This window comes from Candidatus Halobonum tyrrellensis G22, from assembly GCF_000495475.1.
Lineage (GTDB): Archaea > Halobacteriota > Halobacteria > Halobacteriales > Haloferacaceae > Halobonum > Halobonum tyrrellense.
In genome coordinates, this window is sequence record NZ_ASGZ01000028.1 from 164,650 (window position 1) to 179,046 (window position 14,397).

Here is a 14,397-nt window from a genome sequence, read left to right on the forward strand (position 1 = left end):
CGCGTCGGCGCGGCTTCGAGAATCGTAACGACTCGCCGCCGTCGTGTCCCGGCGGGCGGGTCGGTCGTGGCAGGGGCCGGGCGACGCCGCCCCGACCCGGCGGCAGTGGTCCGCGGGCGGCGCGCGGGTCCGGTTCTCCCTCCCCGCCTAGCACACCGGCTTCACGTCGATGCCCAACCGTCCGAGCGCGTCGGCGTAGTCGTCGTACGCGAGTTGGACGGTGTACTCGGCGACCATCCGCGCGCGCTCCCAGTCGTCGCCCTCGCAGTGGTCGTCGAGGTACGCCAGCCCGCGGTCGAGTTCCTCCTCGGTCTCCGCGCGCAGTTCCCGGAAGAGGTCCGCGCGGGTCTCGTCCGCCTCGTTGACGAAGAAGGAGACGACTTGGACGTGACTCCGGACGCTCACCAGCGGCCGGCCGACCAGCCCCGCGGCGACCCGCTCTATCGGGTCCGCCCGCTCGCGGAGGTAGGCGTGCATCGGCCCGCCGTCGCCGCCGTCCGACGGCTCGTAGTCGGCGCCGTCGTCGAGGGCGGCGAGCGAGTCGACCACCCGGTCGCGGTGGGTCGCCTCGCGGTCGGCCACCCACGCGAACAGGTCGCGCGCGCCGTCTCCGCTCCCGTCGGCGTCGCCGCCGCCGTCGGCGTCGGCGGCCCACCCCGAGAACGTGACGTGGGCGGCGTGTTCGCTGTCGGCGGCCGCGCGGAGCACCACCCCCGCCTCCAGCGCGGCGTCGGTGAGCGCGACGAGCGACTTGTTCGACCCGAGCCGGTCGAGTTCGGTCGCCTTCTCGGTCTCCAGTCGGTCGCGGAACGTCGCGGCGTCCATGTCGGCCCGTCGTCGGGGCGGAGATTAAGGGTTCCCCGGACCGTACGTCCGGTATGGCGACCATCGACGCCGGGACGCTCCTGCCGAACGAACACGTCCGTCGGGCGGCGCGCGACGGCGAGATAACCCAGATGCACCGCGGGAACCGCTACGCCGACGAGGGCGACACGTTCGAGCTAGCGGGGACGGAGTTCGAGGTGACCGCCGTCGAGGAGCGCACGCTCGGCGACCTGACCGACGCGGACGCCCGTGCGGAGGGGTCGGAGGACCTCGACGCGTACAGGGAACGGCTCGAACGGGTCCACGACGAGTTCGAGTGGGACGACGACTCGCCCGTCGTGCGTCACGCGTTCGAGCGGCGGGAGTGACGCGATGGGCGAGAGCGGTCGAAGCGACGCGGACGCCGGCGACGCCGGGTGGGCGGCGGCCGGCGAACCGCTCGCCCCCGAGGCGCTCGCGCGCCGCCTGCGCGACGGCGACCCGGTGTCGATACTCGACGTGCGCGACCGCGACGAGTTCGAGGCGTGGCACGTCGACGGCCGGTCGGTGACCGCCGCGCAGGTGCCGCACGTGAAGTTCGTCGCCGCGGGCGCGACCGGCGACCCCGCGGAGCTCGTGCCCGAGAGCCTCTCGGAGCCGGTGGTGGCGGTCTGCGGCCGCGGCGAGGCCAGCGCCGACGTGGCGGGGATGCTGACCGACGCGGGCGTCGACGCGGTCAACCTCGCGGGCGGAATGGCGGCGTGGGCGCGGGTGTACCTCGCCGAACCGCTCGACGCGCCCGCGGGGGCGACGGTCGTCCAGTTCCAGCGCCCCTCCTCGGGCTGTCTGGGCTACCTCGTCGTCGCCGACGGCGAGGCCGCGGTCGTCGACCCGCTCCGGGCGTTCGCCGGCCGGTACGCCGCCGCCGCCGAGGAGTACGGCGCGACGCTCCGGTACGCGGTGGACACCCACGTCCACGCGGACCACGTCAGCGGCGTGCGCGCGGTCGCCGAGGCGACCGACGCGGTGCCGGTGCTCCCGACGGGCGCGCGCGAGCGCGGCGTCTCGTTCGACGCGCGCTTCCTCGCGGGCGGCGACCGCCTCCCGCTCGGGGAGCGTGCGCTCGACGCGGTCCACGCGCCGGGTCACACCAGCGAACTCACCGCGTTCTTGCTCCACGACGGCGACACCGACCCCGGCGTGACGGCGGCGAACGCGGACGGGACGGGGACTGACAGTCGGGGCGGCGAGGACGGGACCGCGGAGGACGCGGACGACGCGACTGCCGACACCGACGCGGGCGTGCTGTTCACGGGCGACGCGCTGTTCCTCCGGAGCGTCGGGCGGCCCGACCTCGAATCCGGCGACGCGGCCGCCCGCGAGTACGCCGGGACGACGTTCGACACGCTCCACGACCGCCTGCTCGGGCTCCCCGACGCGACGCTGGTCGCGCCGGGCCACTTCGCGGACCCGGCGGACGCGACCCGCGGGACGTACGCGGCGCCGCTCGCGGAGGTGCGCGGGATGCCCGCGCTGTCGCTCGACCGCGAGGCGTTCGTCGACCGGGTCGCGGGGTCGCTCCCGCCGCGGCCCGCCAACTACGAGCGCATCGTCGCGGTCAACCTCGGCCGCGAGACGATGGACGACGACGAGGCGTTCGAGGCGGAACTCGGGCCGAACAACTGCGCGGTGGAGTGAGCCGCCCGGGCGGGTCCGGGACGCCCCGGTCGGGGAGTCACGCGCGACTCCGGCGTGCGACCGACGACCCCGGCGTGCGACCGACGACCCCGGCGTGCGACCGACGACCCCGGCGTGCGACCGGGTGGCACGCGGGCGGAGCGGTTTTCGGCTCGCGGCTCCCCTTCCACCCATGCACGACGGCGAACGCGAGACGGTCGAGCGGACCGACGCGCCGCTCTCGGTCGACCGGGTGGCGGCGGACCTGCGCGAGTTGGGCGTCGGGGCGGGCGAGACGGCGCTCGTCCACTCGTCGCTGTCGGCCATCGGCTGGATGCCCGGCGGCGTGCCCGCGGCGGTCGACGCGCTGTTGGCGGCGGTCGGCGCGTCGGGGACGGTCGCGGTGCCGACCCACTCCACGCAACTGTCCGACCCCGCGGGCTGGGGGAACCCGCCCGTCCCCGACGAGTGGGTCGAGGCGATACGGGAGACCGCGCCGCCGTTCCGCCCGGAACTCACGCCGTCGCGGGGGATGGGTGCCGTCCCCGAGTGTCTCCGCGACTACCCGGGTGCGGTCCGGAGCCGCCACCCGACCCACTCGTTTGCGGCGCGGGGCGCCGACGCCGACCGGGTCGTCGCCGACCACGCGTACGACTCGCCGCTGGGCGAGGCGTCGCCGCTCGGGGCGCTGTACGAGATGGACGCGCTCGTGCTCCGGGTCGGCGTCGAGGCGAACACGTCGCTCCACCTCGCGGAGTACCGCGCCGACTACGAGGGGAAGGCGTACGAGTCGAACGGCGGTCCCGTCTTGGACGGGGGCGAGCGCCGGTGGGTCACGTTCGAGGAACCCGTGAGCCGCGACGACTTCCGCGAGATAGAGGCGGCGTTCGAGCGCGAACGCGGCGACGGCGAGGACGGAATGCGCCGCGGGACCGTCGGCACCGCCGACTCGACGCTGTGTCGGATGCGGCCGCTGGTCGACTTCGCGGTCGAGTGGATGGCGGAGAACCGGTGAGCTAGTCGTCGGCCGCGGCCGGACCGGTCTCGCCGGCGGCGTCGTCCTCGATGCTCGGGGGGTACTTCCCGCGGTCGAGTTTGAGGTCCGACTGCGGGCGGGCCATACACGTCAGCGCGTACGTCTCCGCCTCCTCCTCGGTCAGCCCGCGCGCGACGGCGGCCTGCTGTGCAACCTCGCCTTCGACTATCTCCGCCGAGCAGGCGAGACACATCCCGACGCGGCAGGAGTACTCCTGGGCGATCCCGGCGTCGATACAGGCGCTGAGGATCGTCTGCGTGTCGGATATCTCCACCGTCTCGCCGGTGCCGACGAACTCCACGGTGTAGTCGGTCATACTCCGAAGTTCCCCGAGACCGCCTAAACTCTTGTTATCACTCGCGGGCGCGAGCGCGGCGCGCGGCCTCCCGACCACCGTCGTTCAGAGCCGTTCGGGCTGGGCGTCCCGGAACAGGCGGACGTAGAGGACGCCGATGGCGGCGACGACGGCCCACGGGGCGGCCCCCGCGGCGTCGCCCGCGAGCACGTTCGACACCGCCAGCGCGACCCCGAGCGCCACCTGCGCCGCCGCGACGACCCGCGGGAGGGAGACGTTCACGCCCGCTCTCACGCGCGACCCGTCAAGAACGTTCCTCCGGCGGGGACGACCGAGCGCCGAGGCCCGGCCGCCTACTCCCCCCGGAGTTCGAACTTCTGGACCTTCCCGGTCGTCGTCCGCGGGAGTTCGTCGACGAAGACCACCTCGCGGGGGTGTTTGTACTCCGCGAGGCTCGTCAGACAGAACTCCCTGATCTCGTCGGCGGTCACCTCCGCGCCCGGTCGCTTCACGACGAACGCCTTCACGGTCTCGCCGCGGCGGTCGTCGGGGACGCCGACGACGGCGGCGTCCGCCACCGCCTCGTGTTCGAACAGGAGTTCCTCCACCTCCCGCGGGTAGACGTTGTACCCCGCGGTGTTGATCGTGTGCTTCTGGCGGTCGACGACGTAGTAGAAGCCGTCCTCGTCGTGGTAGCCGATGTCGCCGGTGTGGAACCAGCGCGTCCCGTCGCGTTCGGTGAATACGTCCCGGGTGTCGGCGTCGCGACCGTGGTACCCCTTCATCACGTTCGGCCCGGCGACGACGAGTTCGCCCGTTATCTCGTCGAGGTCGACCGCCCCCTCGTCGACGGGACCGCGTTCGACCGGCGGCAGTTCCCGGAACTCGTCGTCGACCACCGTCGCGGAGACGCCGGGGAGCGTCCTGCCGATGGAGCCGACGCGCCGGCCCTCGCTCGGGCTGTTGAAGTGGGTGACGGGGCTGGTCTCGGTCAGCCCGTACCCCTCGTATATCTCCACGTCGAACAGGTCCTCGAACCGCCGGAGCACCTCCACGGGGATGCCCGCGCCGCCGACGCCGCACATCCGGAGCGAGTCGAGCGACCGCTCCTCCGCGTCCGGTTGGTTGACGATGTCGTTGTACATCGCGGGCACGCCGTGCATCATCGTCAGCCCCTCCGACTCGACCAGGTCCATCGCCTCCTGCGGGTCCCACGAGGGGAGCGGGTGGTACGACGCGCCCGAAAACAGCGTCGCGTTCATCACGACCGTCATGCCGTAGATGTGGAACAGCGGCAGCACGCCGAGTTGGCGGTCGTCGGGGCGGAGACCGCCGACGGGGAGCGTCGCCGCCATCTCCGCGTTCGACCGGAGGTTCTCGTGGGTGAGCAACACCCCCTTCGGCGTCCCCGTCGTGCCCGAGGTGTACGGCTGACACGCCACGTCGTCGTCCGCGCGGTCGGCCGTCCCGAACTCGGGGTCGCCGCAGAACGACGCGAACGTCTCCGTCCCCGCCGCCGTCTCCGCGTCCGTCTCGCCGACCGTGACGACACGCTCGACCGCGGTGTCGTCGCGCACCTCCTCGACGAACGGCACCAGGTCGGGCAGACAGACGACGACCCGCGCGCCCGAGTCGGACAGCAGGTGTTCGATCTCGCGGGCCTTGTACTGGGGGTTCATCGGGACGACCACCCCGCCCGCCCGGAGCGTGCCGTGGAACCCGACGACGAACTGCGGGAGGTTCGGGAGGTACAGTCCCACCCGGTCGTCCGGCCCCACGCCGGCGTCGTCGAGACCGGCGGCGAACGCGCCGGTCATCCCCCACAGCCCCGCGTAGTCGTGGGTCTCCCCCCGGAACCGAACCGCGGGCGCGTCGCCGTGGTCGGCCGCCGCGTCCGCCACGTTCTCCACCAGATTTGTCATGCTCGATCGGGGACGATAGGCGGGGATAAAGCTGTTCCCGGGCGGCGGAGTCGTCGGAGTCATACTCGGTCGGTCGTAACCTCGACCGATGAGCGAGCCGAACGGACGGACGCGGCGGGCGGTGCTCGCGGGCGTCGGCGCGACCGGACTGGCGGCGCTCGCGGGCTGTGCGTCGAGCGCCGGCGGGAGCGACACGCCGACCGGCGAATCCGAGTACGGCGGGTGGATGCGGGCCGTATCGAACTACGAGGGGGAGACCGCCGACCGGACCGGCGACTCCGAGGTCCGGGTGACGGTCGCGCCCGAGGGCGACTACACGTACGCGCCCGCGGCGGTCGCGGTCAGCCCCGGCACGACCGTCGTCTGGGAGTGGACCGGCGGCCCGACCAGCCACGACGTGGCCGAGGCGGACGGCGGCTACGCGAGCGACCTCCACACGAGCGAGGACGCGACGTTCTCGCACACGTTCGAGGAGGCGGGCGTCTCGAAGTACTACTGCACCCCCCACCGGAACCTCGGGATGAAAGGCGTCGTCGAGGTCCGCGGCGGGGACGGCGGCGAGGGCTGAACGGAACGGGACACCCGAGCGAGGGACGGCCCGGCCGGCGGACGAGCGGGCGGCCCGCGACGCCCACCGGGGTGCTCAGACGACGCCGTCGAACGCGTCGTCCGCTAGCCCCGGCCCGTCGGGCACCCGAACCGCGCCGTCGACGACCGGCGCGGGGTCGGTCGGGGTCACGTCCTCCGCGAGCATTCCGCCGGTCGCCAGCCCCTGTGCGCGGTCGGCGCCGCCGGGGACCACCGCGGCGGCGTGGACCGCGGCGGCCCGCGCGACGGCGGCGTCGACGGTGGTGGTGATGACGGTGTCGACCCCCCGCGAGTCGAGATGGCGCGCGAGGGAGGCGGTCGGCACGACGCCCGCCTGCGCCATCGGTTTTATGACCGCCACGTCGGCGTACTCGTCGATCGGGTCGGGCCACGCGCCCCCGTTGAGCGACTCGTCGAGCGCGATGTCGATACCGCGGCCGCGGAGGGTCGCGAGGCCGTCGAAGTCGTCCGCGGGCAGCGGCTGTTCGACGTACGCGAACTCCAGGTCCGCGAGCGCGTCGACCGCACGCTCGGCCTCGCGTCGCTCCCACGCGCCGTTGGCGTCCGCCCGGAGCGTCACGCGGTCGCCGACCGCGTCGCGGACCGCGCGGAGGCGGTCGAGGTCCGCGTCCAGACCCCGCGCGCCGACCTTGCACTTCAGGCAGTCGAAGCCGTCGGCGACCGCCGTCTCGGCCGCCTCGACGGTTTCCTCGACGGAGCCGTCGCCGACGGTGGCGTTGACCGGAACCGACTCCGCGGGGTCGGCGACGACCCCGCTCCGTTCTGCGATCCGTCCCGCCAGCGGGACGCCCTCGCGTCGCGCCTCCGCGTCGAGACCCGCCAGCGTGACCGCGTGGTGGGCGGCCGCGGGCAGGTCGTCGAGCCGCGGTTCGCCGCCGCCGTGGACCGTCTCGCGGGCGCTCCGGAGGGCGTCGAGACAGTCGTCGTACCCCTCGGTCCACGGCGGGAGCGGGGCGGCCTCGCCCACGCCGCGGGCGGGCGTGCCGTCGGTCCACTCGCCGGCGACGCCGACGAGGACGACCCGCCGCTCGGTCATCTCGCCGTTTGCGGTGCCGAGCGGCGACCGCAGGGGGAGCGACACCTCCCGCAGTCGGACGCGGGGGTCGGCGAGTTCGTCGTCCATCTCAGACCGCCAGCCCGACCGCGAACAGCAGCGAGAACGACACGAGCAGTTTCCCCGTCCGTTCGAGTGCGGGGTTGAGCGCCGCGCCCGACGTCTCGGTCAGGACGGTCCGCGCGACCACCGCGGCGTACGGCAGCGTCAGGAACGGCAACAGCGTGGTGTAGTCGCCCGTCGAGACGGCGAACACCGCGGGGACGGTGTACGCCATCCCGAGCATGAGGAGGTACTCGGCGCGCGAGAAGCCGTAGCCGAACCGGACGGCGAGCGTGCGCTTGCCGGTCGTGGCGTCCTCCTCGCGGTCCCTGACGTTGTTGACGACGAGGATGTTCGTCGAGATGCCCGCGACGGCGAGCGACGCCACCACCGCCGCGAGCGGCACCGTCCCCGCCGGGAGCCACAGCGGGAACCCGGCGGCGCCGAGCGCGTCGACCGCCTGCACGTAGTAGGTGCCCGTGACCGCCACCAGCCCGAAGAAGACGAAGACGAACGGGTCGCCGAGGCCGTGATAGCCCAGCGGGTACGGCCCGCCGGTGTACGCGACGCCCGCCGCGACCGACAGCAGGCCGACGACGAGGATCGGGAGGCCGCCGACCCACACCAGGTAGGTGCCGACGGCGACGGCGGCTGCGAACGCGAGCCACATCGCCCGCTTCACCTCCGCGGGGGCGATGAGCCCGCCCGCGGTCACCCGGGTGAACCCCTCCCGGTCGGCCGTGTCGGCGCCCTGCTGGGCGTCGTAGTAGTCGTTGGCGAAGTTGGTGCCGATCTGGATGAGGACCGCGCCCACGAGCGCGACGACCGCCGGGAGCGGTCGAAACACCCCGTCGCGGAGCGCCAGCCCCGTCCCGACGAGCACCGGCGACACCGCCGCCGGCATCGTCTGGGGACGGGCCGCGATCACCCACGCCTGACGCTTGGAGAGGTCCGCCTCGCTCGTCTCCGTGCTCATTACCCGCCCGTTCGGCCCCCGGGTAAATGGGCGTGTTCTTCCGAGCGCCGCCCCACCCCGACCGGTCGAGCGACCCGGACGCTATCCTCCGGGTTTTTACATGCGGCGTCGGGAGGAGGCACGAGATGGCTTCAAGCACCGCGGCGAGTTACTGGCGGCGGTACCGGTCGATCCCCATCGTCTACCGGATCGGCGTGGCGTTCCTCCTCGGGTCCCTGTTCGGGCTGGTCGTCGGGACCCCCGCGACGCGCCTCCAACCGCTCGGCGACCTGTTCGTTCAGCTGTTGAGCATGCTCATCATCCCGATCATCGTCTTCACGCTGCTGATGGGGGCGCGCCGGCTCAGCCCGAGCAACCTCGGAAAACTCGGCGTACAGGTCGTCGGCGTCTACATGATCACGTCCGCGCTCGCCGTGGCCATCGGCCTCGGCGTCGGGAACCTGATCAACCCGGGGACGGGGCTCGAACTCGGCAACGCCGAGGCGCAGTCCGCCGAGGCGCCCGACCTCCTCGAAGTGCTGCTCGGCATCGTGCCGGAGAACCCCATCGCCGCGATGGCGAACGGGGACGTGCTCCCGACCATCTTCTTCGTCGTCCTGTTCGGTATCGCGCTGGCGCTGGTCGAGCAGTCGACCGACGCCTCCGACATCCGCGCCGGCGTCGAGACGTTCTACGACCTCGCGGAGGCGGGCGCGGAGGCGATGTTCAAGATCGTCTGGGGCGTGATGGAGTACGGCGTCGTCGGCGTGTTCGCGCTGATGGCCGCCGTGTTCGGCGAGGCGGGCGTCGACGCCATCGTGCCGTTCGCCCTGCTCATCCTCACGCTCGCGCTCGCAGTCGCGGCCCACATCGCGCTAGTCCACCTCGGCGGCATCATCGTCCTGCTCGTGGGCGAGTCGCCGGTCGACTTCCTCCGCGGCGGGCGCGACGCGCTGGTCACCGCGCTCAGCATCCGCTCGTCGAGCGGGACGCTCCCCGTGACGATGTCGGACGCGGACGAGAACCTGCGGATCGAAGAGGAGGTGTACAGCTTCTCGCTGCCGCTGGGCGCGACCATCAACATGGACGGCACCGCGCTGTATCAGGGCGTCGCGGCGATATTCGCGGCGAACCTCGTCGGCGTCCAACTCGGACTGGGCGAGCAGTTCACCGTCGTCGCCGTCGCGGTGCTCGCGAGCGTCGGCGCGGCCGGCGTCCCCGGGACGGGACTCATCATGCTGACGCTGGTGTTGACCCAACTCGGCCTCCCGCTGGAGGTGGTCGGCTTCGTGGCCGGGGTCGACCCCCTCCTCGACCGGTTGCGGACGATGACGAACATCAGCGGCGACCTCGCGGTGACGACGCTCGTCGCGAAGTGGAACGACGCCGTCGACTTCTCCGGCGGCACGTGGGCGGCGGACGGTCGCGGCGAGGTGTCGGTCGGCGACGACTGAGACCGCGGACACGCTCTCTCGATTGAGCGTCGGGACGCGGGGTTAGTAGTGCCAGGGGTACTCGGAGAAGTCCGGCTCCCGCCCCTCCAGGAAGGCGTCCCGTCCCTCCCCAGCCTCGGGGGTCATGTACGCCAGCCGCGTCGCCTCGCCCGCGAACACCTGTTGGCCCACGAGACCGTCGTCGGTCATGTTGAACGCGTACTTGAGCATCCGCATCGCGGTCGGCGACTTGGCGGTCATCTCGTCGGCCCACTCCAGGGCGACCTCCTCCAGGTCGTCGTGTGGGACCGCCTCGTTCGCCATCCCCATGTCGACCGCCTCCTCGGCCGAGTAGGTCTTCCCGCGGAAGAACACCTCCCGCGCCTTCTTCTGGCCGACCTGCTTGGCGAGGTACGCCGAGCCGAACCCGCCGTCGAAGCTCGCCACGTCGGGGTCGGTCTGGAGGAACTTCGCGTGCTCGTCGCTCGCGAGCGTGAGGTCACAGACCACGTGTAGCGAGTGACCGCCGCCGACGGCCCAGCCCGGCACGACCGCGACCACCGGTTTGGGCATGAACCGGATGAGCCGCTGGACCTCCAGGACGTGCAGGCGGCCGGCCTTCGCCTCCCGCACCAGGTCGTCGTCGGCCTCGTCGGCCTCGTCGTCCGCGCGGTACTCGTAGCCCGACTCGCCGCGGACCGACTGGTCGCCGCCCGCACAGAACGCCCAGCCGCCGTCCTTCGGCGACGGCCCGTTCCCCGTCAGGAGGACGCAGCCCACGTCGGCGCGTTTGCGCGCGTCGTCGAGGGCGGCGTACAGTTCGTCGACGGTGCCGGGGCGGAACGCGTTCCTGACCTCGGGGCGGTCGAACGCGACCCGGACCGTCGGCGAGTCGACCGCGCGGTGGTACGTCACGTCGTCGAACGCGTCGCTGCCGTCGACGGGCTCCCAGCGGTCGGGGTCGAACGTCTCGGAGACGGTGTCGTTCACGCCCGGACGCGCGCGGGCGGCGCGCAAAAAGCTGTCCGACCGCCCGGGCCGCAGCCGGAACCCGGCGTTCGACGCCGGCGCGGCGTATCCGGCGACGAGCGACGCGACGGTCGCGCGTTCCGCCGTCGTCCCGACCGGGGGTTCGGATCCGGCGCCCCCGGTCGGCCGACGACCGGGTCAGAGCAGTTCGACGCCCGCGAACGACGCGAGGCTGAGCAGGAGCGTCATCCCGACGGCGGCGAACACGACGGTTCGGAGGTACCAGTGCCACGCCCGCGAGAGCGTCCCCCCGTCGCCCTCGCCGAGTTCGGCCACCGCCTCGCGGCCGTACACCCAGCCGACGAACACCGTGACGAGGAACAGCCCCGTCGGGAGCAGCACCTGGCTCGCGACCGAGTCGAAGAAGCCGAACAGGCTCTGGTCGAGCGCCGACGGGACCGCGAGCGCGAACGCGCCCACCCCGAGCGCGGCGGCGACGACGGGCCGTTCCACGTCGGTCGTGTCGACGAAGTACGCCGTCGGGATCTCCAGCAGGCTGATCGCCGACGACAGCGCAGCGACCAGCACCACGAAGTAGAAGACGACGCCGAACAGTTCCCCCGCGGGCAGCGTCCGGAACGCGTTGGCGATGCTGACGAAGATCGCGCCGGGGCCTGCCGACCCGGGTTCGACGCCCTGTGCGAACAGCAGCGGGAAGACGATCAGGCCCGCGAGGTAGCCGACCAGCGTGTTCACGACGACGATCGCCGCGCCGTCGGCGACGAGATTCTCCGTCTCGTCGACGTACGACGCGTAGGTGATCATGATCCCCGCGCCGAGCGACAGCGTGAACAGCACCTCGCCCACCGCCGCCGGGATCAGCGTGGCGGCGTTGTCGACGATGTAGCCGAAGTCGGGTTCGAGGAAGTAGGCGTAGCCGGCGCCCGACCCGGGGAGCGTCGCCGCGAAGGCGGCGAGTCCCACCATCAACAGGAGTATCGCTGGCACCATCACCTTCGTCGCGAGTTCGATCCCGCGTTCGATCCCCATGGCGACGATGACGACGGTGACGACGAGGAAGACGGCGGCGTACCCCACGGCGTCGAAGCCGACGGCGGCCGCCTCGAAGTACGACGACGGCGCCGCGAAGTACGCGCCGGTCGGGCTGGCGAACAGGTACCGCACCACCCAACCGCCGACCACGCTGTAGTAGGAGACGATCCAGAAGGCGGTGACGGCGGCGAGTACGCCCGCGGTCGCCCACGCGCGTCCCCCCTCGCGGAAGGCGTCGACGACGTTCCGCTGTGCGCGCCGCCCGACGACGAACTCCGCGAGCATCGCGGGCAGGCCAATGAGCGCGACCGCGACCACGTTGACGACGAGGAACGCCGCGCCGCCGTTGGTCGCCGCCTCGTACGGGAACCGCCAGAGGTTGCCGAGACCGACCGCGCTGCCGACCGCGGCCATGACGAACCCGATCCGCGAGGCCCACTGTTCGCGGCCCGCGACCCGCCGGTGTGCCCATCCGGGCAGGAGACTCCGGTCTGACATGCCCCCGGGTACTGCGTCCCGAAGAAAGTACGTGCCGGTACGCGACGGACGGTCACTTCCCGACCCGGAGGGCCGCACCGACGGCGCCGCCCGCGCTCCGACCGCGAAGGCCGCACCGGCGGCGCCGATCGGACCGACCGTACCGACCGTGCCGACTCGTCAGTCGCCGTCGAGACCGGCGACCCGTTCGGCCACCTCGGCGGCGAGTCGCTCGCGGACGCGGTGGCTCGCTTCCGCGTCGCTCGTCACCTCGACGACGGTCGTGCCGTCGGTCGTGACCGCCTCGCGGTACGACTCGCGGAACGCCTCGCGGTCGTCGCCGTCGACCCGCTCGAACTCGAGGTCGTACAGCCCCTCGGTGTGCGAGAAGTCGACCCCGTGGGGCGTCTTGAACTGCGCGGTGAACGGCGGGTCGTACGCCTCGATCGGGAGCGCGTGGAAGATGCCGCCGCCGTCGTTGTTCACGGCGACTATCGTCGCGTCCACGTCACACCGCGAGAGCGCGAGCAGGCCGTTCATGTCGTGGTAGTACGCCAGGTCGCCCGTCACGAGCGTCAGGTCGTCCGTCGTCGCGGAGCCGGCGCCGAGCGCCGTCGAGACGACGCCGTCGATGCCCGACGCGCCGCGGTTGCCGAGGACGGTCAGCGACCGCGCGGCGGGCGCGGCGAACCGGTCGGCGTCGCGGACCGGCATCGAGTTGGAGACGAACACGGTCGACGGCTCCGGCGCGAGGGCGAACACGTCCGCGAGCACGCGCCCCTCGAAGAACGCGTCCTCGTCGCTCACGGCGTCCCAGTGGGCGGTCTCGGCCGCTTCCCAGCGCGCGCGCCAGTCGGCGGAGTCCGGTCCGGAGACGTGCCGCGCGACGGTCGCCGCCAGCCGCGAGGGGTCCGCGACCACCAGGTCCGTGGCGGCGAACTCCGCCTCGCGCCACCCGCCCGCGGGGTCGACCACGAACTGCCGGGCGTCGGTGTCCGCGAGGTAGTTCCGGAGCGGTTTGGAGGTGGGCGACGCGCCGAACCGCACGACCACCTCGGGGTCGGGCCAGTCGGCCGTCGCCTCGCCCGCGAGAAAGCCGTCGTAGCCGCCGAGGACGGGCGTGACGCGGGTCGCCGAGCCGAACCGCAGTCCCGACAGCGGGTCCGCCAGCACCGGGAACCCCGTGGCGTGTGCGAGCGCGGTCATCGCCTCGGGGTCCGGTCCCGGCGGGTCGGCGGGACCCGCGACGACCAGCCCCCGCTCGGCCGACAGCGCGCGCGCCACCTCGCGGACCTCCCTGTCGTCGGGGACGGGGTGGCCGGGCGTCGTCGAGACGTACGCGCCGTCGCGGCCGCGTTCCGCGAGCGCGGGCAGGTCGTCGGGCACGTCGCCCTCGACGTGGACCGGTTCGAGCGGCTTGCGGAACGGGACGTTGAGGTGGACCGGTCCCGCGGGCGTCCCCTCGGCCGTGGAGACGGCGCGGGCGGCGGTGGTGCGGAGCGAGCGGAGCTTTCGATCCTCGGCTTCGGGTTCGGGGAGGTCCTTGTACCACCGGACCGCGTCGCCGTACAGTTTCTCCTGGTCGACGGTCTGGTTCGCGCCCGAGTCGCGGAGTTCGGGGGGACGGTCGGCGGTCAACAGCAGCAGCGGGACGCGCCCCTGGGACGCCTCGACCACCGCGGGGTGGAAGTTGGCGGCCGCGGTGCCCGACGTGGAGACGAGCGGCGTCACCTCGCCGGTCCGGCGGGCGCGCCCGAGCGCGAAGTACGCCGCCGAGCGCTCGTCGAGGTGCGAGAACGTCCTGACCTCCTCGTGGCGGGCGAACGCCACCGTCAGCGGCGTCGAGCGCGACCCCGGGCAGAGACAGACCGCGCGCACCCCCGCGGCGGCGAGTTCGTCGACGAGCGTCCGCGCCCACAGCGCGTTTCGGTTGGGGGCGCGCTCGGGGTCGGCGCCCGCGCCGGGTCCGCGTCCGTGTCCGGGTCCGGTCATCGGCGGGGCTACGGCGGGCGGGGTGATAGCCGCGGCGAAACGCTCCCGCCGGGCGCCTCCCGCGGGACCCCGACCGGCG

14 protein-coding genes are annotated in these 14,397 nt (G+C 73.0%); 5 read left to right on the plus strand and 9 right to left on the minus strand.

The features are described 5' to 3' along the window. Window positions 1-147: 147 nt before the first annotated feature. Entirely contained in the window at window positions 148-825 is a 678-nt protein-coding gene (locus K933_RS08835; RefSeq protein ID WP_023394374.1) for a hypothetical protein, read from the minus strand. A gap of 53 nt (window positions 826-878) precedes the next feature. Between K933_RS08835 and K933_RS08840 the strand changes: the two genes are divergently transcribed. From K933_RS08840 to K933_RS08850, 3 genes are all read left to right on the plus strand, one after another. Beyond that, window positions 879-1,193, plus strand: coding sequence for a hypothetical protein (locus tag K933_RS08840; protein WP_023394375.1), 315 nt, complete (start codon window positions 879-881; stop codon window positions 1,191-1,193). A gap of 4 nt (window positions 1,194-1,197) precedes the next feature. Further along, entirely contained in the window at window positions 1,198-2,502 is a 1,305-nt protein-coding gene (locus tag K933_RS08845) for an MBL fold metallo-hydrolase (RefSeq protein WP_023394376.1), read from the plus strand. Window positions 2,503-2,674: 172 nt separating this feature from the next. Then, complete coding sequence (locus K933_RS08850; RefSeq protein WP_023394377.1) at window positions 2,675-3,496, plus strand: aminoglycoside N(3)-acetyltransferase; 822 nt, start codon at window positions 2,675-2,677, stop codon at window positions 3,494-3,496. A gap of 1 nt (window position 3,497) precedes the next feature. Here the strand turns inward: K933_RS08850 and K933_RS08855 are convergent, their stop codons facing one another. The 3 genes from K933_RS08855 to K933_RS08860 all read right to left on the minus strand — a co-directional run bounded on the left by K933_RS08855 (window position 3,498) and on the right by K933_RS08860 (window position 5,734). Further along, complete coding sequence (locus K933_RS08855; RefSeq protein WP_023394378.1) at window positions 3,498-3,833, minus strand: 2Fe-2S iron-sulfur cluster-binding protein; 336 nt, start codon at window positions 3,831-3,833, stop codon at window positions 3,498-3,500. A gap of 84 nt (window positions 3,834-3,917) precedes the next feature. Then, the gene (locus K933_RS18345; RefSeq protein ID WP_161631413.1) at window positions 3,918-4,094 is read right to left on the minus strand and encodes a hypothetical protein; all 177 of its coding nucleotides are present in this window, start codon (window positions 4,092-4,094) and stop codon (window positions 3,918-3,920) included. A 71-nt stretch (window positions 4,095-4,165) separates the two neighbouring features. After that, window positions 4,166-5,734: a long-chain-fatty-acid--CoA ligase gene (locus K933_RS08860; protein ID WP_049947719.1), complete on the minus strand. Its 1,569-nt coding sequence runs from the start codon at window positions 5,732-5,734 to the stop codon at window positions 4,166-4,168. Window positions 5,735-5,822: 88 nt separating this feature from the next. Here K933_RS08860 and K933_RS08865 point away from each other — a divergent pair, with 88 nt between their 5' ends. Then, the gene (locus K933_RS08865; RefSeq protein WP_023394380.1) at window positions 5,823-6,302 is read left to right on the plus strand and encodes a halocyanin domain-containing protein; all 480 of its coding nucleotides are present in this window, start codon (window positions 5,823-5,825) and stop codon (window positions 6,300-6,302) included. Between the two features lie 75 nt (window positions 6,303-6,377). On the opposite strand, the gene K933_RS08870 is transcribed toward K933_RS08865, so the two are convergent. Further along, window positions 6,378-7,466, minus strand: a complete 1,089-nt coding sequence (locus K933_RS08870) for a mandelate racemase/muconate lactonizing enzyme family protein (RefSeq protein ID WP_023394381.1) — start codon at window positions 7,464-7,466, stop codon at window positions 6,378-6,380. Between the two features lies 1 nt (window position 7,467). Next, on the minus strand, window positions 7,468-8,415 hold the full coding sequence (locus K933_RS08875; protein WP_023394382.1) for a 1,4-dihydroxy-2-naphthoate polyprenyltransferase: 948 nt from the start codon (window positions 8,413-8,415) through the stop codon (window positions 7,468-7,470). Window positions 8,416-8,540: 125 nt separating this feature from the next. On the opposite strand from K933_RS08875, the gene K933_RS08880 reads away from it, so the two are divergent. Then, on the plus strand, window positions 8,541-9,848 hold the full coding sequence (locus tag K933_RS08880; protein ID WP_023394383.1) for a dicarboxylate/amino acid:cation symporter: 1,308 nt from the start codon (window positions 8,541-8,543) through the stop codon (window positions 9,846-9,848). Between the two features lie 42 nt (window positions 9,849-9,890). Here the strand turns inward: K933_RS08880 and K933_RS08885 are convergent, their stop codons facing one another. From K933_RS08885 to menD, 3 genes are all read right to left on the minus strand, one after another. Further along, the gene (locus tag K933_RS08885; protein ID WP_023394384.1) at window positions 9,891-10,817 is read right to left on the minus strand and encodes a 1,4-dihydroxy-2-naphthoyl-CoA synthase; all 927 of its coding nucleotides are present in this window, start codon (window positions 10,815-10,817) and stop codon (window positions 9,891-9,893) included. Window positions 10,818-10,994: 177 nt separating this feature from the next. After that, on the minus strand, window positions 10,995-12,347 hold the full coding sequence (locus tag K933_RS08890; RefSeq protein WP_023394385.1) for a sodium-dependent transporter: 1,353 nt from the start codon (window positions 12,345-12,347) through the stop codon (window positions 10,995-10,997). Between the two features lie 159 nt (window positions 12,348-12,506). Further along, on the minus strand, window positions 12,507-14,318 hold the full coding sequence (gene menD / locus K933_RS08895; protein WP_023394386.1) for a 2-succinyl-5-enolpyruvyl-6-hydroxy-3-cyclohexene-1-carboxylic-acid synthase: 1,812 nt from the start codon (window positions 14,316-14,318) through the stop codon (window positions 12,507-12,509). Window positions 14,319-14,397 lie beyond the last annotated feature (79 nt).